Annotated in this window: 18 protein-coding genes; all 18 read right to left on the reverse strand. The window is 60.0% G+C overall.

All coding sequences use genetic code 11. The annotated features are described in order from the left end of the window. Positions 1-24: 24 nt before the first annotated feature. The gene (locus tag VFI82_13505) at positions 25-1206 is read right to left on the reverse strand and encodes a carbohydrate kinase family protein (GenBank protein HET7185701.1); all 1182 of its coding nucleotides are present in this window, start codon (positions 1204-1206) and stop codon (positions 25-27) included. Next, positions 1163-1756, reverse strand: a complete 594-nt coding sequence (kdpC, locus tag VFI82_13510; GenBank protein ID HET7185702.1) for a potassium-transporting ATPase subunit KdpC — start codon at positions 1754-1756, stop codon at positions 1163-1165. The genes VFI82_13505 and kdpC overlap by 44 nt, the downstream gene beginning before the upstream one ends. 11 nt (positions 1757-1767) lie before the next feature. Beyond that, positions 1768-3792, reverse strand: coding sequence for a potassium-transporting ATPase subunit KdpB (gene kdpB, locus VFI82_13515; protein HET7185703.1), 2025 nt, complete (start codon positions 3790-3792; stop codon positions 1768-1770). A 12-nt stretch (positions 3793-3804) separates the two neighbouring features. Beyond that, complete coding sequence (gene kdpA / locus VFI82_13520; protein HET7185704.1) at positions 3805-5601, reverse strand: potassium-transporting ATPase subunit KdpA; 1797 nt, start codon at positions 5599-5601, stop codon at positions 3805-3807. 34 nt (positions 5602-5635) lie between these two features. After that, on the reverse strand, positions 5636-5725 hold the full coding sequence (gene kdpF, locus VFI82_13525) for a K(+)-transporting ATPase subunit F (protein HET7185705.1): 90 nt from the start codon (positions 5723-5725) through the stop codon (positions 5636-5638). A gap of 420 nt (positions 5726-6145) precedes the next feature. Further along, complete coding sequence (locus tag VFI82_13530; protein ID HET7185706.1) at positions 6146-6850, reverse strand: response regulator transcription factor; 705 nt, start codon at positions 6848-6850, stop codon at positions 6146-6148. 10 nt (positions 6851-6860) lie between these two features. Continuing rightward, positions 6861-7982: a universal stress protein gene (locus tag VFI82_13535; protein ID HET7185707.1), complete on the reverse strand. Its 1122-nt coding sequence runs from the start codon at positions 7980-7982 to the stop codon at positions 6861-6863. A 312-nt stretch (positions 7983-8294) separates the two neighbouring features. Further along, entirely contained in the window at positions 8295-8882 is a 588-nt protein-coding gene (locus tag VFI82_13540; GenBank protein ID HET7185708.1) for a dihydrofolate reductase family protein, read from the reverse strand. Between the two features lie 263 nt (positions 8883-9145). Beyond that, positions 9146-10573, reverse strand: coding sequence for a cobyrinate a,c-diamide synthase (locus tag VFI82_13545; GenBank protein ID HET7185709.1), 1428 nt, complete (start codon positions 10571-10573; stop codon positions 9146-9148). Positions 10574-10587: 14 nt separating this feature from the next. Beyond that, positions 10588-10848: a hypothetical protein gene (locus tag VFI82_13550; protein ID HET7185710.1), complete on the reverse strand. Its 261-nt coding sequence runs from the start codon at positions 10846-10848 to the stop codon at positions 10588-10590. 12 nt (positions 10849-10860) lie between these two features. Then, positions 10861-12573 carry a uroporphyrinogen-III C-methyltransferase gene (cobA, locus tag VFI82_13555; protein HET7185711.1) on the reverse strand — a complete coding sequence of 571 codons (1713 nt, stop codon included), beginning with the start codon at positions 12571-12573 and terminating at the stop codon, positions 10861-10863. Positions 12574-12648: 75 nt separating this feature from the next. Then, a complete protein-coding gene (locus VFI82_13560) occupies positions 12649-12801 on the reverse strand; it encodes a hypothetical protein (protein HET7185712.1) in 153 nt (50 codons plus the stop codon). Positions 12802-12804: 3 nt separating this feature from the next. Next, positions 12805-14208, reverse strand: coding sequence for a putative sulfate exporter family transporter (locus tag VFI82_13565; protein HET7185713.1), 1404 nt, complete (start codon positions 14206-14208; stop codon positions 12805-12807). A 105-nt stretch (positions 14209-14313) separates the two neighbouring features. After that, a complete protein-coding gene (gene nrfD, locus VFI82_13570; GenBank protein ID HET7185714.1) occupies positions 14314-15471 on the reverse strand; it encodes an NrfD/PsrC family molybdoenzyme membrane anchor subunit in 1158 nt (385 codons plus the stop codon). A gap of 5 nt (positions 15472-15476) precedes the next feature. After that, complete coding sequence (locus tag VFI82_13575) at positions 15477-16238, reverse strand: 4Fe-4S dicluster domain-containing protein (protein ID HET7185715.1); 762 nt, start codon at positions 16236-16238, stop codon at positions 15477-15479. After that, positions 16235-16636: a sulfate reduction electron transfer complex DsrMKJOP subunit DsrJ gene (gene dsrJ / locus VFI82_13580; GenBank protein HET7185716.1), complete on the reverse strand. Its 402-nt coding sequence runs from the start codon at positions 16634-16636 to the stop codon at positions 16235-16237. Before dsrJ ends, VFI82_13575 begins: the two co-directional genes overlap by 4 nt. Beyond that, a complete protein-coding gene (locus VFI82_13585; GenBank protein HET7185717.1) occupies positions 16629-18224 on the reverse strand; it encodes a (Fe-S)-binding protein in 1596 nt (531 codons plus the stop codon). Before VFI82_13585 ends, dsrJ begins: the two co-directional genes overlap by 8 nt. Then, on the reverse strand, positions 18199-19209 hold the full coding sequence (gene dsrM, locus VFI82_13590) for a sulfate reduction electron transfer complex DsrMKJOP subunit DsrM (protein HET7185718.1): 1011 nt from the start codon (positions 19207-19209) through the stop codon (positions 18199-18201). Before dsrM ends, VFI82_13585 begins: the two co-directional genes overlap by 26 nt. Positions 19210-19215: the final 6 nt, after the last annotated feature.

Here is a 19215-nt window from a genome sequence, read left to right on the forward strand (position 1 = left end):
GCTTCCACTGCGGCGCTTCCATGTTCATGCTCCTCTCGACTCGCTAGTTGCCGATATCGTGACCTGCAGGCGTGCGATAACCTGCATCCGAATCTTGTCCCAACCCGAAATGAAGTCCTGGCTGTTCAGCACTTCTGTGATCATGGCGATTGTCGGCAGGCGCTGGCCCGCGCCCATGGTGGCCGACGCTGCTGCGCCGCACGCATTCGCCAACAATGCACATTCCTCGACGGTCCAACCCCAGAGGCGTCCCGCCGTGAAAGCGGAAGTGAAAGCGTCGCCGGCACCCGTCGTATCTATGACTTTTACCGCGAATGGGGGCACGCGGCACAATACGCCCTTGCTTCGGATCAGGCATCCCTGGCCGCCTAGCTTGATGACTGCTGCGCGCGCTCCGGCGTGTTCCAGCGCCGACAACGCTGCTTCTGGGCTACTTTGCCGGCTCAGCGCCTCTGCCTCAGCGGCGTTGGCAAACACAGTATCGAATTCCTTCAGCGCGTCCATCAATGTTTCAGGAATCTGGCGGCTCGGCCCCAGCCCAAGATCAAGAACTGTCCGAGCGCCGCATTCCCTTGCCATTTGGAGTAACTGATGTACGAACTCGCGGCTGCTTTCGGAGAGAAACGCGTAGCCGGTGACCTGCAACGCGGTAACGCCATCCATGCGACCTTTCCAATCATCCGTACTTCGCAGATGCGCGCTCGCTCCGCGGCAACCGAAAAACGTGCGCTGCCCATCCGGGCTGATGGCTATCAGGAATAGTCCCGTCATAGCAGCGCCACTGCGCTGGATGAATCCGGTATCGATCCCCTCGCTCGCAGCCCGCTCTATGGCAAACTCGCCGAACCAATCCTCGCCCACGCATCCCACCAGCCGCGTCCGGACACCCAGGCGCTCAAGCACGATCGCGCCGTTCAATGCCACCCCGCCGCACTGAAACGTCAACTCCGGGGAAAGGCAATCCTCGCCTACGGCCGGATGCGCCGGCAGCGGTGCAGTAATGTCCACACTGATGTCTCCCACCACCAGCACCATGGTCTGACTTCTATCAGCACAGAACAGTGGTTGCAAGCCCGAGATCACCATTAGAAATCCGGCGCAGGTGAACCGAATGGGAAGCAAATGGAGGTCGGCCGGAAAGTAAAATATAGTGGCCAGGCTTTCAACGAACAGCCGCGGCCTGCTTCTTTTCCCGGAAGTGTTCATCGAGGTCAAGATTCAGTTCCAGCACGTTCACTCGCGGCTCACCCAGTATTCCCAGCTGACGGCCCTCCGTACGGTTGAGTACGAGTTGGCGCAGGCGATCTTCGCCGACGCCACGCTCGCGTGCGACGCGTGGTATTTGGAAGAGCGCCGCAGCCGGCGTGATGTTGGGATCAAGCCCGGAGGCTGATGTCGTTACCAGATCGACGGGTACGGGCTGATTCGGATTTTCACCATGGAGCCGCGCCGCATCACTCGATACGCGGTCGATCAGCTTCTTATTCGTGGGACCCAGGTTCGTACCACCGGAATTCGCGGCGTCATAGCCGTTGCCGGCCGCAGAAGGACGCGAATGGAAGTATCCGGGTCCGACAAATGGCTGGCCGATGATTCGCGATCCAATTACGTTTCCATCACGACGGATCAGCTGACCGTTGGCTTGGTGCGGAAATAACATCTGAGCGATGCCGGTTACGACCAGCGGGTAAATGATGCCCAGCAGGATTGTGGTGGCGATGGTCATTAGTACGGCAATGATGAGGTTCTTCTTCATCTCGAAATCCTTTAAGCAAGACCGACGCGCGTGATCACCATGTCGATCAGCTTGATCCCGATAAACGGAACGATGATTCCGCCCACGCCATAGATCAGGAGGTTACGCCGCAGCAGCACAGCCGCGCCCATGGGACGATATTTCACGCCACGCAGGGCCAGCGGAATCAGCCCGATGATGATCAGGGCGTTGAAAATCACCGCCGACAAAATCGCCGATTGCGGCGTTTGCAGCCGCATGATGTTCAAGCTCTGCAGCACCGGGAACGTGGCTGCGAACATAGCTGGAATAATCGCGAAGTATTTCGCGACGTCGTTGGCAATGGAGAACGTGGTCAGGGCGCCACGAGTCATCAGCAGCTGTTTTCCGATTTCCACCACTTCAATGAGTTTCGTGGGATTGGAATCCAGGTCCACCATGTTGCCGGCTTCCTTGGCGGCCTGCGTGCCGGTGTTCATGGCAACGCCGACATCGGCTTGGGCGAGCGCGGGCGCATCGTTGGTGCCATCGCCCGTCATGGCGACCAGCTTGCCGCCGGCCTGCTCGCGCCGGATCAGGTCCATTTTGTCCTTGGGGGTGGCCTGCGCCAGGAAATCGTCCACTCCCGCTTCCCGCGCAATCGCGGCGGCGGTGAGCGGATTGTCGCCAGTAATCATCACCGTTCGGATCCCCATAGCACGCAGCTGGTCGAAGCGCTCATGCATTCCGCCTTTGACAATGTCCTTGAGCTCTATAACACCGAGAGCCCCGCGGCCTTTCTCGGCTACCACGAGCGGCGTGCCTCCGTTGCGCGCGATCTGTTCGACCCTGGCTTGGATCTGGACCGGGAACTCGCGTCCAGTTTGGGCAACGTACTTCTGAATGGCATCCACCGCGCCCTTGCGAATCTCGAAGCCGTTCATGTTGACGCCCGACATGCGGGTCTGCGCGGAGAACGGAACGAACTGAGCTTCGTGCGCCTTCAACTCGCGTCCCCGCAGTCCGTACTTTTCCTTCGCCAGGACGACGATCGAACGTCCTTCCGGTGTTTCATCGGCGAGGGAAGACAGTTGCGCGGCGTCTGCCAATTCTCTTTCGGTGACCCCAGGCGCGGCAATGAACCGGGATGCCTGGCGATTGCCGAGAGTAACCGTCCCGGTTTTGTCGAGCAGCAGCGTGTTGACGTCGCCGGCAGCCTCCACCGCGCGTCCGGACATCGCCAACACATTGTGCTGGATCAGGCGATCCATTCCCGCAATTCCGATCGCGGAGAGCAGGCCGCCGATCGTGGTGGGGATCAGGCAGACCAGAAGTGAAACGAGAACGAACACGGTCTGCGGAGATCCGGAGTAGATCGCGAATGGCTGCAGCGTAACTACCGCCAGCAGAAAGATGATTGTCAGTCCGGCCAGGAGAATGTTGAGCGCGATCTCGTTCGGGGTCTTCTGCCGTTCAGCGCCTTCCACCAGCCCGATCATGCGATCCAGGAAGGTCTCGCCAGGGTTGGAGACGATCTTCACCTTGATCTGATCGGACAATACTCGCGTGCCGCCGGTTACCCCCGAACGATCGCCGCCCGCTTCTCGAATCACGGGAGCCGATTCGCCGGTGATGGCCGACTCGTCCACCGAGGCCACGCCTTCGAAGATGTCTCCATCGGAGGGGATCAATTCGCCGGCGGAAACGATGACCAGGTCGCCCGCGCGCAGCTGGGAACTGGGTACTTTCTCGATGCTTCCATTCGCAAGCAGCCGGTTGGCCACTGTTTCAGAACGTGCTTTGCGCAGCGTGTCTGCCTGAGCTTTCCCGCGGCCTTCAGCCATGGCTTCGGCGAAGTTCGCGAACAGCACGGTGAACCACAGCCACAGGGTGATCTGCAGGTTGAACTTGAAGGCCGTGCCGCCGCGGAAGAGCAGCACGGTCGTGATCACGCTCCCAATCTCCACCACGAACATGACCGGATTCCCCATCATCTTCCGCGGATTCAGCTTGATTAGCGAATCCAGCACCGCACGTCTTACGATCTTCCACTCCCAGATTGCTTTCTGCTTTGCCATAGATTCAGTCCGTCAGAAGGTCTTGCCCGCTGCCAAAAGCAGGTGCTCCAAAATCGGTCCCAGGCTCAGTGCCGGGAAGAAGGTCAGCGCGCCGACAATCAAGATGACGCCGATCAGCAGCGCCGTGAACAGCGGTGTCGTCACCGGGAACGTCCCCAGCGAGGGCGGCACATACTTCTTTTGTGCCAGATTCCCGGCGATCGCCAACATGGGGATAATCATCAGGAAGCGCCCAATCAGCATCGTGAGCCCGCCGGAGACGTTGTACCAAAGGGTATTCGTGGTGAGTCCCGCGAACGCGGACCCGTTGTTGCCGGCCTGCGAGGTATAGGAATAGAGAATCTCGCTGAGCCCATGCGGTCCTGGATTCAGAATGCTGGACGTGCCGAACGGATAAATGACCGCAATCGCCGAAAATGTCAAAATCACCAGCGGGAAGACAAGTGCGACCAACATCGCCATCTTCACGTCGTAGGCTTCGATCTTCTTCCCCAGGTATTCCGGTGTGCGGCCGACCATCAGGCCCGCAATAAATACCGCCAGCACGATGTAAATCAGCATTCCGTACATGCCGGCGCCCACGCCGCCAAAAATTACTTCGCTGAGCATGATGTTGACCAGCGGCACCATTCCGCCGAGCGGCGTCAAGGAATCGTGCCAGCCGTTAATGGCGCCGCAGCTCGCATCCGTTGTAACCGTCGCCCACAGCGCCGTATTCGCGATACCAAACCGGACTTCCTTGCCTTCCATGTTGCCGCCGGACTGCAGAGCCGTGGCTTGCTGATCGGCACCGGCCAGCAATCGATTGCCGCGGGCCTCGGCCCAGTACGCGACGGTCACTCCCGCCAGGAACAAGATCGCCATCGCGGACCAAACCGCCCAGCCATGGCGCTGGGACCCCGTCATCCTCCCCAGGGTGTACGTGAGACCTGCGGAAATCGCGAATATTGCAAACAATTCGATCAGATTGGAAAGCGGCGTCGGATTTTCGAAGGGATGGGCGCTGTTCGCGTTAAAAAATCCGCCGCCGTTGGTGCCCCATTCCTTGATGATTTCCTGTGACGCGACCGGTCCCTGCGCAATGGTTTGCTCGGTCACTGTGTCCATCACCTGCTTGCCATCGGGTCCCAGGACCGGCTCGCCGTTTGCGTCCACCTTGGGAACCTGCTGCGGCTCAACCAGCTTTACCGTGTCGTACGGTCGCAAGTTCTGCACCACTCCTTGGGAAACCAGTGCAAGCGCTCCTACGATGCTGAATGGCAGCAACACCCACAGTGAGCTGCGGACCATGTCCACCCAGAAATTACCTAAGGTCTGTTGCTCGCGTCGGGCAATGCCCCGGATGAATGCGATCGCGAGCGAAATGCCGACCGCGGCCGACACGAAGTTGTGATACGCGAGCCCCGCCATCTGCGTCAGGTAGCTCATCGTTGTCTCGCCACTGTAGTTCTGCCAATTCGTATTTGTGGTAAACGACGCCGCCGTGTTGAACGCCAAGTCACGCGCCACGGCGCCGAGCTTCTGCGGGTTGAACGGCAGGTGCCCCTGGACACGCATCAGCAAGTACAAGACGAGCATGGAAACCACGCTGAACAGCAACATCGAGATCCCGTACTCGGTCCAGCGCATCTCGTGGTTCTCATCCACTCCGGTCACGCGGTAGAGCAAGCGCTCGATGGGCCGCATCACCGGGTCCAGGAAGGTGCGCTCGCGGTTGAATACGTGCGCCATGTAGACACCCAACGGTTTGGTGACCGCGAGTATCAGCAGCAAGAAAATTGTGATCTGCAACCAGCCGTTCAGAGTCATAAGAATTCCCCAGCGAAAACTAACGCCGTGCCGATCAGAACTTCTCCGGCCGCAGGAGCGCGTAAAACAGGTACACCCCCGTCAGAGTGCATACCGCCAGCATGATGATTGATTCGAGGTGCATAATCCCTGGCCTCACTTGATCCGGTCACAAAATTCCACATAGGCAATCGATACGACGAAGAACGCGAGCGTGATTGCAACATAAATCAAATCCTGCATACCGGCGTCTCCAGAACTCACTTCTTGAGCTTCTCGATTTCGCCCGACTCCCGCCAGCCACACTGGCCTTCCTTCTTTACAAATCATTGGACATGTTCGCTCGTAAAACTTGTCTAAAGAGTGCATTAAAAGTTTATAAAGGGCCGATGCTCTCGACGATAAGTCGGCCCATCACGTAGCCGGATCAGATCGGTACACGATCCACGGCCCGGTGTAGAGCTGTAAGATGGATGGCTAGCTCTCCAGCTTGGATAGCGTGGAGACAAAGGTGTACGGCCGGCGCCAGAGAACCCGATTCATCGTCACCACAATACCGATGATGTTAATCGCCGCCAGGGTTGAACCGATAACCGACCCAGGGTTCGGTAACGATGTATCGCGGAACTTTTTCGTCCTCTTCGAGCTTCTTGCGCAAATGGGCGATGACGACCCGGAGGTATTCCGGCTGATTGGTGCTGGGGTCGCCCCAAACCGCCGCGAGCAGCGCACGATGAGTGATGACTTTCCCGGGGTGTCGCGCCAGGTACACGAGAACATCGAATTCCTTGGGAGTGAGTCGAGCTTCCCGATCGTGCACGCGGACTTCGCGCGCCTGCTGGTCAACGCGAAAATCGCCGACTTCGATAACATCGGACTCGACCGGTTGCGGCATGGCGGCGCGCCGAATCGCCGCCCGCACCCGCGCCAGAAGTTCGTTCATGTTGAACGGCTTGGTCACGTAATCATCCGCGCCCGCATCGAGCGCCTCAACTTTGGTCCGCTCCTCTCCTCGCACCGAAAGGACGATGATGGGCATCGGCGACCTGGATCGAACGTGTTTGCACAAGGCCAGGCCATCCATGTTCGGCATCCGAAGATCGGTAATCAGCAGGTCGGGCGGCCATTCCTTCATGGTCTGAACTGCTTCGTCGCCATCGGCCGCCGTTCTGATCGAGTAACCCCGGCTCGATAAGGCCGTCTTCAGAACGCGTGTGATCTGGGGCTCGTCATCGACGACGAGGATATTCGGCTTTTCACCACCAGTCATCACCGCAGCCTCACTTCACTTCCTGCGTCACAATGTGCACGTCAACCGGAGGCGCATCGCGCAGAAATTTGTGGATCGCCGACAGATAAAGATATTTTCGCCAGCCCGTTTGCGCCGAACGGCCAAACACGACCTGTGTGATGTGCTTGTCCTTTACCACCAGGGCGACGGCTTCGGCGACCGATTTGCCTTTCGTCTTCACCACTTGTGCGCCCACGTCTTGAGCAAAGCGGATGTTCTGCGCCAGCGTCCGCTGGTTCTCGGGCGTTTCATCGACCCCGGTATCGACGTAGACCACGAGCAATTCCGCATCCAGGCGCTCGGCCATTCGAGCCGCGCGCGCGACCAGGTATTGTGCGGCCGGATTCGAGCTGATGCACACCGCGATGCGTTCGCGGATACCTGCACTCAGTCCCGGCTGGTCCTTCTGAAGATACGACTCGAGACCGCGATCGACCACCCGAGCGACCTGTTGCAAGGCCATCTCGCGCAATGCCATCAAGTTTCCGCGGCGGAAAAAATGACCCAACGCCCGCTCCGCGCGCTCCACAGGATAAATATCGCCGCGCCGCATCCGCGTCTGGAGGGCTTCTGGCGTCAGATCGGCCATGACGATTTCATTCACCCGTTGCATGACCCAGTCGGGAACCGTTTCCCGCACTTGCACGCCGGTAATGCTCTGGATCAGCGGGGTCAGGCTCTCGATGTGCTGAACATTTACGGTCGAGAGCACATCGATGTTGGCCTCCAGCAACTCGATCACGTCTTCGTATCGTTTTCTGTGTTTGCTTCCCTCGATGTTGGTATGCGCGAGCTCATCCACGACCGCGACTTGCGGCTTACGCGCCAGAATCGCATCGACATCCATTTCGTCGAATGACCCGCCCTTGTACTGCAGCTGCCGCCGCGGCACCGTTTCCAGTTTGCTCGACAATTCCGCGATCGCCTTGCGCCCGTGCGTTTCTACCAGCCCAATCACCACGTCCTCGCCGCGAGCCCGCCGGCGAATCCCTTCGCTCAGCATGTTGTACGTCTTGCCGACGCCCGGCGCATAGCCGAGGAAAAGCTTGAAGATGCCGCGCTCTTTTTGCGGAGCTGCTTCCTCCAGCCATTGTTCTGGGGTCTTGCTCATCGGCGGTATTCTCGTCTAGCGCTGCCGAAAAGTCGAATCAGCCGGCCTTTGCGCCTGTGCTCGCCTTTACGAATCTTTTATGCAAGCTTTATGCACTTTTAACGCCTTCGCAACCGTCGGAGGTCTGCTCTCACAATGCAATTGCTGTCAGGAATGCGAGCAAGCGTAACAATGCGAAACGATCTGGTAACGGCGACAATGCAATCGGTACACGGCCAAAGCTGGCGATCAAGACAGACCGTTTAATGCCAGACGTGAGCCTGCTCCATCTCGATGGGACACCCAGCCTGTAGGCGTCATTCAGACCCTGGGTTACCCTTTGTGCTCGTAGGTCGCAATGATGACGCCTGTCGAAGATATTTCACTCCTGACCAGCTTCATGTTCACGGGGTGCGAGACGGTGCCGAAGAGCTTTTTGCCTTTCCCAAGAACTATCGGACAGGTGAGCAGTAGAAACCGGTCGATGAGATTTGCTTCGAACAGTTGCGGATAGAGGGTTGAACTGCCCCACAGCACAATGTCCGGACCTTTGCTCGCTTTGACCTTCCGCAAGTCATCAATGTTGCGCATCCTGTGGCTGTTGGCCCAGTCGAGTTTCGCCGAGCCCCGGGTCAGTACGTACTTGTTCGCTTTTGTGAAGACCGGACCGATTGGGTTGTCCGCCGGAACATAGGGCCAATAGCTTGCAAAAATGTCGTAGGTCTTGCGGCCCAGCAGCAGATCGTATGGTTTGTCGAGGGTGCCCACCACACCCATGATGGCGGCACCAGACTCAGCGGCGGAAAATTTCATGCTCCATCCGCCGAGATCGAACCCATCACTTGTGTCCTCTTGGGCGCCGCCGGGCCCCTGCATGACGCCGTCGAGGGAAACCTGCACGCTGGCGATGATCTTTCTCATTTTTCGTCTCCTTAGTAAGAACCGGGGGACAGACGGGAAATTCACCAATTTCCTTTTGGCCCCATTTGCTAAAGCATTGAACAACATGGTGGCCAGGGACGGAATCGAACCGCCGACGCTAGCCTTATTAGAGCTAAACCGGATGGTGATACTAAACGACTTCGATCACACGGGTGGCACCGTAAGTCATTGAAGAGCTTGTGTACCACGATTTCGTCTCAGCATCGGTTGGCTTGTGCCGCCATCGTGCTTCCCGCAAAGGCTTAGTGATCTTCCGTCATCGCAACCACGCCGTGCTCGCGGCGGGAATCGAATTGCCGCGCGGCTCGCAGCATTCCGGCGGCCCATTCCGGCGTGGCTAACGCGTGAATATGCGTGTATCCGGCCCACACATTCTTGAAGATCACGCCCTCCCGCCCCCGGCCGATTCCTTGGCCGCGCCGCACCTCGCATGCGGTTTCAAGGTGGCCATTTTCCAGGACGATTCTCGAGTAGTGGAACTCGTGGCCGCGGATGGCCAGGCCCGTCGCGAAAAACGAGTTGGCACGATCCACTCGAAGCTCCGCGTAGCCGTGCCCCTGCGCCGTGCTGCACACGTGGGCTTCGAAAGGAAGCACTGCGGCCATCGGATACTTTGAGCCCTGCCACACAATCGCGCGCGACAGCATCATCAGCCCGCCGCACTCGGCATAGATTGGCAACCCGTTCTGCGCGGCCTCGTGGAGAGATTGCAAGAATCCGGAATTCGCGGCCAGCGCTGAGGCATGCACCTCGGGGAAACCTCCACCGATGTACAGCGCCGAGAGATCTGGCGGCAACGCACATTCAGTGAGCGGCGATATGGCCACCAGTTGAGCGCCGGATCGCTCGAGCGCCTCAAGATTCTCGGCGTAGTAGAAGCTGAAAGCGGCATCCTTGAAGTATCCGATCTTCAACCCGCTGACATCCAGCAAACTCGCTGGTGTGACCGCTTCAGCGCCCAGTGGGTCCGCCGCACCCGCGATCCGCAAGATGGCTTCGACATCGAGGCCGGGCACAACTTCGTCCAGCAGGTTTCGCTCGAGAATGTCCCGTCCGCCGTGTTCCTCAGGCATGATGAGGCCGAGATGACGTTCGGGGACCAGACCGAGAGCGTCCAGCCTCGGCACCGCGCCCACGACAGGGATGTCACACACGGAGGCGATCGCATCGCGCACGATCTGCTCGTGCCGCCGTCCGTTGACGTAGTTCAGCACCAGTCCGCAAATGTCGAGTTCAGGGTCGAGTTTCTGCGCACCCAGAACGTAGGCCGCGGCCGTCCGCGTCACTTTGGTGACGTTCAGCACCAGCAGGACAGGCGCTGCGAGCGCCTTGGCGAGCGTGGCACTGCTGTGCGTGCCCGCCACATCCATGCCGTCGAACACGCCACGGTTACCTTCCACCACGTTCAAGCCATCGGAAACGGCATTGCGAGCGAAGGAGGCGACAGCCGTGTTGAAGCCCATGAGATAGGTATCGAGATTTCGCGCCGGACTGCCCGAAGCCCAACTGAGCCAGGCCGAGTCAATGTAATCCGGCCCTTTCTTGAACGCGCGCACCGTTCGGCCGAGGCGGCGGGCGGCTAGCAGAAGCGCTAGCGAGACGACGGTTTTCCCGGCGCCGCCGCCGAGCCCGGCGACTACCACACGCGGCAATGTGCGCTCGTTGCTCATTCTCGCCGTCTCAGCTACCCCGCGCTCGCCGCTTCTTCTTCTTTCGGCGGCAACTGAATGTAGGAGCCGCCAAGATAGCTGTAGATGCAGCGCCCGGAATCAATCAGGATCCGGATCGCGTGCTTGCACTGTTCTTTGTTGCAGGCGTCCTCGCCAAACTTGGCGATCATCGCTTTGGTGAGATCGCCGGCTTTGAGATTTCTCTTGCCCGCACATTCGACGATCAACGCGTACATTTCCTCGGCAATTTTTTCGACAGGTACCGCTTCCAGCATAGGTCTCCTGACTTAATCCGCGGCCGCAGCCGCCAAGGTTATTTTCTGCGAAGCTGGTGGCGCGCGACGCGCGCGAACCAGCACACGCTCGCCGAGCAGTGGCCGGGATTCAACACATTCAAATCCCGCCCGCTGCAACGACGCCGCCACCCGCTCCAGCGACCAGTTGTGAGCGTTGCCATCGGCGACCTGCCGTGCCAGGGCCCGCAAGGCGGCCTGAGACGTGGGCTGGATTCCGATGGGCAAGATTGCGTCGTGGAATAACAGGACTCCATCCGGCTGCACGCAGACTTGCGACAATAAGAATTGGATTTCGGCTGTGCCGCACCACTCCAGCAAGCCGGAAATGATCACGGTTCCGAATTCGGCCCTGGGCGCGATGACGGGGTCAGCGGAAACCGGGTTCCAGCCCTGCACCACGATCTCCGGCCAGCGCTGTGCAAAAGCTCTGCCGTACGCCGCATACCCAAATCCAACCACCAGTACGGGAGCAGGAGGCGGGGCGGCGAAATCGCTCACTACTCTGGAGGCGAAAGCGGCGGCGAGGCACTCGGCCGCCTCGGCGCGCAGGGCGGAATTCCTGGCGACGAACCCGGTTTGCTTGCCCAGACGGGCAAACTCTGACAGCGCGCCCCAGTTACAGAACTGTGCCGCCTGATACAGCAGCGCGGCACGCAGGCTCTGCGCCGAGGTCGCACGCAAATACTGGGAAGCGAGTTCGAGATTGCGATAGCCATCGGGACGCGACTCGAGCAGGCGCAGCGCCACCATGGTATTCAGGATTTCGCTGAGCGCGTCGGTGTCCAACTGCAGCGCGTGGGCAAGATCGCACACCGGCTTCGGCTCTTCCAGGAAATCGAAAATCTTGTTTTCCAAAGCCCAGCCCAGTACCTGCGCGCTGAAGCCGGCCGTGGCCAGCCGGAAAACTTCGTCCGGCAGCGGGCCTAAGGCGGTGGAAGAAGCGCGTGCGCGGCTGAGGTCGCGCTGGAAATTCTTGAGCTTCTCGCGCAGGTGCACCACTTCGCCGACGATCAGGGTAGCCGGAGCCTTCACCGCGGCGCGGCGGGATTCTTCGGCGATGGTGGCCAGCGTCGCGGCGACGGTGAGCTCGTCGTGCCAGAACGCCATTTGGACCATGGCGGCCGGCGTGTCGGGAGAACGTCCGGCGGCAATCAAGTTCCCGGCTATCTTCTCCAGGTTATGGACCCCCATCAGGAACACCAGCGTGTCCAGCTTCGCAAGAGCATTCCAGTCGATCCGCGACTCAGTCCCATCGGCGTTGTGACCGGTAACGATCGCCACTGACGATGCCGCGTCGCGATGGGTGACGGCAATGCCCGCACTTAACGGCGCCGATAACGCTGAGCACACGCCGGGGATAACTTCAAACGGAATGCCGTGGCCGGCGAGGTACTCGGCCTCTTCACCACCGCGCCCGAACACAAAAGGATCCCCGCCCTTGAGGCGGATGACTACCTTTCCCTCGCGCGCTTTGCGCACAAGCAGTTCGTTGACTTCATCCTGGCGCGAGTCGTGTTTGCCGACGGGCTTGCCCATGTAGATGCGCTCGGCGGAGGGGCGTGCCAGGGCAATGACTTCCTCTTGGATGAGGCGGTCGTAGACGATGACATCGCCACCGCGGATCAGTTCGGCAGCCTTCAAGGTCAGCAGTTCCGGATGTCCCGGTCCTGCGCCCACCAAATAGACTTTTCCCGGTTGCGGCATAGATGTCCGGAGGCAATGAAATCAGTAATTGGGTTGCGGGCCGCGCCTGCGCGTGGCCCGCGACTCAGCCATTTTCTACACGTACGCTCGGCTAATGAAGACCAGCACGAACAGCAAAATGACCCCGGCTCCGAAGGTGTACCAGATCAACTTCTGCTCAATCGGAAGCAGGGGCTCCTTTGCGACTGCCATTTTTTCCAGTTCATCTTTCAAACGCACATCTGCCATACATCACCCCTTTACGATTGGCGGAAACACTCCGGCGAAGAAGAGCCAGGAAATCAGCAGGCCGACCCAGATGATGAACCCGAATAGGCACAGCACATAGACGCCTGCCAGCTTGGCAATCCCTTCCTCCCAGAGTTTCCGGAAGTTGGAGAGCACACCAATGGCGAAGAATGTAAGCACGAAGAACAGGGCACGAAGGACATTGGCCTGCCCCATGGAGGCCTTGATTTTGGGGATCAGCGCCGGAGCGAGCACGCCGATGACCAACACGATCAGGAACGTGGCAACGTACCCGAGAATGAATTTCGGGAAGCGCTGCCAGATCGCGCTTGCTTTCACCTTCTCGCCCTCGCGGTGTTCGATCTTCGCCGACCATACCCAAGCCAGAATGAACGCCCACACGCCAATGAAGATGTCGATGAACACCTTCACCGTAGTGCTGACGCCCATGATCCAGTTGGGAGCGTAATTGACACCGGTTGCGGCCATGGCCTTGGCGCGAATCAGCGAATCTGCAATTGCGCCGCTGGCCACTGCGGCACCGTCGGTCTTCACCGCCAATCCCATCCAGGCGCCCGCCACCATCGGCTGGTTGTAGAGCCAATGCTGCGCGGCGAAGGGAAGAATCATCAGTTCGACGACGGCAAAAATTACCACCAGCGAAGACACCATGATCGGCACAATCGGTCGAGCCTTGATGGCGCTGCCAGTGGCAATCGCCGCCGACACTCCGCAGATCGAGATACCGGACGCCAACGGCGCCGCCCACTCGCGGCTAAACCCGAAATACCGGCGCGACACGAAGTACACGATCGGCCAGTAAATCAGATACGCCTCGACGATGGCGCAGGCGCCGCGGAAGATCACGGAAGTGGCAAGAGCCCGCTGTTCCAAGGCGGCGATGCCCAGGAACCCGCCCAGAATGACGATCGCGGTCTTAATGTAGAGTTCAGGCCGGATCGCCTCTTTCATGCTCTTGGCAACGCCCGGCAGGAAGTTCCCCACGATCAAGCCCGCCAACAACGCCAGGATGAATCCCGACTCGTTGGTCAGGTTGAGCGACCACGGGATCTTTAAAGCGGCCCGTTTGTCCGGAGTCGCTGCTATGTAGGCATAACTTCCAATGAACCAGCACGCGTAGCTGATGAAGAAAACCCCGGTGAAACCTTTTGCGAATGATTTGAGGTTGGCACGCAAGGCCTTCGCGCCAGCCAGTAGGATCGCCAGCAAGAATATGTATGTGCCGAGCAGAGAAACCAGTCCCGGCAATGATTTGTAAGCTTTGGACACGGGATTGAGCGCCTTCGCCGGCATGGTCCACACCGCCGTCGTGACCACCCACCCCAGGATGTCGGCCCCGAACAGCAGGCCGAGAGAAAGTACGAACACCCCCAGACCGATGCACACAGCCAGCCAGTCTTCGCTCAGCCACGGTTGTGGTGGCGGAGCCGCGGAAGGTATTTCTGGCGGTGGCACAGGTCTTGGTGGTGCTTTCACCAGTGTTGCCATGGTTCACCTCACCTCACGTACAGAGACCGTGATCTTGTAGAACACGGTGATCATGAGAGCCCCTATCGCCCACACCCCCAGCACGATGACCCACTCTGGAGCGGTGGGCGAATATCGAGTGACCGATCCCAGCGGCGAAGGCACGAAGCCGCCGACGATTAGCCCCAGTCCTTTTTCAATCCACAGAGAAACGAAAACCAACACGGCCGCCGCCGCCAGCACCGACTCGTTGTTGCGCAGCTTGGGGACCAGCAACAGAACAAGTGCGACCATGCCCGTGACCGCCGAGATCCACATCCAAGGTGCCAGATGACGATCGCCCTCGAGCCCAACGAACAAGAACCTGAAGTGCTCCATTTCCTCCGGAATGCGGCTGTAGAAGACCGTGAACAGCTCAAGCAGAACAAAGAAAACACTGAGCGACATGGCGTATGCGGTGATGACACCGAGCTTGCGGATCGCGTCTTCGCCGGCATCGAACGACGTCAGCCGCCGCAGCAGCAAACACAGCAGGATCAGCAGCGCCGGCCCCGAGGCGAATGCCGACGCCAAGAAGCGGGGTGCCAGGATCGCCGTCATCCAGAACGTGCGGCCAGCCAGGCCGCTATAGAGGAATGCCGTCACGGTGTGAATGGAGACGGCCCAGGGAATCGAAACCAGGATGACCGGTCTAATCCAGTGCGGTGCGGGCACGCCGGTGCGCTCGGAACTGAGCATGACGATGGAAATCACGCCATTCAGCAGCAGGTAGCCGCCGAGCGAGATCAGGTCCCAGAACATCACGGAACTGAGCGTGGGATAGCGCAACACGTTGAGCACACGCGCCGGCTGCCCCATGTCCACCACAACGAACAGCATGCACATGGTCACCGCGGAGACCGCGAGCAACTCGCCAAGAATGGTGATCTTCTGGAATGCCTTGACGTCGTGCAGGTAATACGGCAACACGACCATGACGGCCGACGCCGCCACACCGACAAAGAACGTGAACTGCGCAATGTACAAGCCCCAGATCACATCACGGCTCAGGCCGGTGATGACCAATCCGTCCCTCAACTGGCGGAGGTAGCAGCCAGCGCCGAGCGTGATCAGCAGCAGAAGGAGTGCGAGCCAACCCCAGTACCTGCGGCTGCCTACCATCGCCTTTTCAAGCATGAACATGGCAGTCAAACCAAATAGAAAACCGAAGGCCCTGTACCCAGTTCCGGCATGCGCTGCACGGCATAGCGGGCGCGCAACAGTTGGCGCACCGCCGACTGTTCGTCATTGAGGTCGCCGAACACGATGGCCTTCTGCCGGCAGGCCTCGACACAAGCGGGCGCACGGCCGTTCGCCAGGCGCTCCTCGCAGAAATTGCATTTCTCCACCACGCCCTTTGTGCGGGTGGGGAAGTCGGAATTCAGGTTGTGAATGTGGGGCCGAGGATCCGACCAGTTGAAACTGCGCGATCCATACGGGCACGCCGCCATGCAATAGCGACAACCGATGCAGCGGTGCCAGTCCATCATTACCACGCCGTCATCGCGCTTCCAGGTGGCCGCCGTGGGGCAGACGCGCACGCACGCCGGCTGCGCACACTGGTTGCACAACACGGGAAGGACGTGGACGTCGTAGGCGCGGCGCGTGTAGTCGGTCTGCTGGAAGGGGAACACTCTTTCGTAGCGCTCCTTCCACACCCACTTCACTTCGCGGTCCCGCTCGGGAACCTCGGGAATGTTGTGCGCCAGGCGGCAGGCGGACAGGCAGTCGTCGCAGTCGTTGCCGGGCCGGCATTTTTGAAAGTCGATCACCATCCCCCAGCGTTTTGCCGCGCCCGATGATTGCGGCCCTCGCTCGGCGGTACCGATCACCTGGACGGCCTTGGCAGCGCCGGCTCCCGCCACCGCGAAGCCCGCGATCCGCAGAAATTCCTTGCGCGTAATTTTCATGGCGTCCTCCGGGCGAGGGAGGCCGGGTCCACGTGGCAGTCCCAGCAATACGGGCCTGAAACCGCAGCGTAGGTATGGCAGCGATCGCAGAACTCCCCTTTATTGGTGTGACACTCGCCGAGACAGGTGCCGGAGAGGTTGACGCGGTATTTCTTGCCGTCGTACGACGTGTAATCCAGACGGCGCTCGCGCACCGCGCCCTCGCGCCAGTCGGTGAGCAGTTTCATGTGCGAGGCGCGCATGAACGCCACGGGCGCGACGCAGGCTTTCGACTGCTGCGGCAGCTTGAGTTGCGGCCCGGCCGCGGTAGTCTTTGCATAGACCGCATGCCACACCGGGTACGTCACGAGCGCGACGAACAGGAGCAGGCCGAGCGTGATGAAGACGCGGTCACGCATTCGCCACCTCCGCCGCCAGCGGCACCCCGCGCAAATCCGTGGTGCGTGCTTTTTCGCCGCGCATGACCAGCGCGTTGCCCAGCAACTCGTGCACGCCCGCGACCTGAACGCCCGGCACCCAGTAATCCATCAGCGTCGGCAGTGTCGCCTTATCGATGGCGCAAATGCAGGCCAGCAGGTTGACGCCGTGCTGCTCCTTCACGTACTTGACGGCGTTGGCGCGCGGAAAACCGCCGCGCAAGCGCATTTCGAGGTTTTCGTCCGTGCCCAGGCCGGCGCCGCTGCCGCAGCAAAACGTCTGCTCGCGAATCGTGTTTTCCGGCATTTCATGGAAGCGGTTGCAGGCGTTGCGGATGATGTAGCGTGGTTCCTCCAGCAGTCCCATGGAGCGCGCCGGGTTGCAGGAATCGTGGAAGGTCACGGTCCAGCGGTCGTTGCGCGCCGGATCAAGCCGCAGCTTTCCTTGGTGGATCAGGTCGGCAGTGAACTCGCAGATGTGCACCATCCGGGTCGAGCGTGCGTTCTCGAACTTGGTTCCCGTGATGGGCGATACCGGCTCTTCCAGGAAATCGGCCGGGCCGTTCATCGTATCCATGTACTGGTGGAGCACGCGCCACATGTGGCCGCACTCGCCGCCCAGGATCCACTTCACGCCCAGGCGCCGGGCTTCTTCGTACACCTTCGCGTTCAGGCGCTTCATCAAATCGTGCGAACTGAACAAGCCGAAGTTCCCGCCCTCGGAGGCGAAGGCGCTGAAGGTGAAATCAAGACCGATTTCGTGCAATAGCATCATGTAGCCGAGCAGGGTGTAGTAATGGGGCTCGGCGAAGTAGTCGGCCGAGGGCATGACGAAGAGGACTTCTGCACCCTTGCGGTTGATCGGCACCTCGACGCGAATTCCGGTGATCTCTTCCAGTTCGCCGGCCGCGAATTCCAAGCTGTCCTTGAAACCGTGCGGCTGGATGCCAAGATGATTGCCGGTGCGCAAGCAGTTCGCAGCCGGCTCCAGCACCCAGTTGGTGTTGCAGCCGATCAGGTTCAGCAATTCGCGGCCGATCATGGTGATCTCGGCGGTATCAATGCCGTAAGGACAAAAGACGGAACAACGCCGGCATTCGGTGCACTGGTAGAAATAGAAGAACCACTCTCTGACAACTTCCTCGGTCAGTTCGCGACCGCCCGCCAGCGCACCGAAGATGCGACCGGCCAGGGTGAAATACCTGCGGTACACGGAGCGCATCAGCTCAGCGCGTACGACGGGCATGTTCTTCGGGTCGCTGGAACCAATGTAGAAATGACACTTGTCGGCACAGGCGCCGCAGCGCACGCAGATGTCCATGAACAGCCGGAACGAGCGGTACCTTTGCAACCGCTCCTTCATGCCCTCCAGCAGAATCTGTTTCCAGTCCGGCGGAAGTTTCCAATCGGCATCGAAGGGCTGCCAGTCACGCGGGTTCGGCAGATCAAGGTAGCGGACGTTCTTGGCCGCGGCGCCATAACAGAAGAAGCCCTTGCGGAATTGAACCGCGGGGTTCTTCCAGTCACCGTCCGGTTTCCTCGCCTCAATCTGCAGAAGCTCTTGCGGCATGGTCGGCCTCGAGCGGAAGGTCTGCTCCTTTCAACTTGTCCCGGAATTCTTCTTCCCACTCCGCATAGCTGTGGGTCTTGACCGGGTAATTCCACGGATTGATGTGCCGCTTGCTCCGGTTGTTGTTAGCCAGGTTGCGTGTCGGGCTGAGAAACTCTCCGCCCATGTGCATCAGCTTGCTGAACGGGAAGTACGCCGCCAGTACGCTGATCAGCGCCAGGTGGACGGCGAACACCGAACCCAGCGCCGCTGCACGCACCGGGTGAAACGCCGCCAGGCCGAGCGCAAACTGTTTGACGGCGACAACGTCCACGCGGGTCACGTAGCGCATCACCAGCCCGGAAGCGGCGATGCCGATGAGCACGAGCAGTGCGAAGTAGTCGCTGAACTGGGAAATGTAGCGGACCATCGGGTCGCGGAATCGACGCAGCAGCAGGTACGCTAGCGCGCACGCCAAGACGATGTCCGAGAGATACAGCGGCGGCGCGCCAAGCTGGAAGAATCCGTCCACGCGTTCGATCAGCAGCAGCACGGCCGGCACCGGTTCCACCAGCAGCCGCAAGTGTCGAACCAGAATGATCAGTAACGACCAGTGAAAAGCCAGCGCCGCCAGCCAGAGGTACTTTTGCTCGGAGAAGATCAGTCGTCCCTGATCAAGCCGCGTCTGGCTGTTGCGGAACAGCGAGCGAAAGAGGAGGACCTCGAGTGCCATGCGGCCCAGCACGCCGCCCGTGGTCGAGGGGTTCTCCAACGTGGCGCTTTTGATCCAGGGCAGAGACTTTTGCTGCCCACAGGTGGTCGGGATGCGAAACGGAACGGGTGCTGTCGCCCATCGCGCAACGCGGTAGCAGAAGCCGGCGAGGAAGACGGCAAAGCCGGCGAATGCGACGGCCGACATCCATGCCTCCCCCCTGGTCATCTGGCCCGCCAGCGCGGCGGCAACCACGACCGCTCCGACCGCGCCCATTGCGTATACCGATTGCATCCCTCT

This window comes from Terriglobales bacterium (genome assembly GCA_035691485.1).
In the GTDB taxonomy this organism is placed as follows: domain Bacteria; phylum Acidobacteriota; class Terriglobia; order Terriglobales; family Acidobacteriaceae; genus JAIQGF01.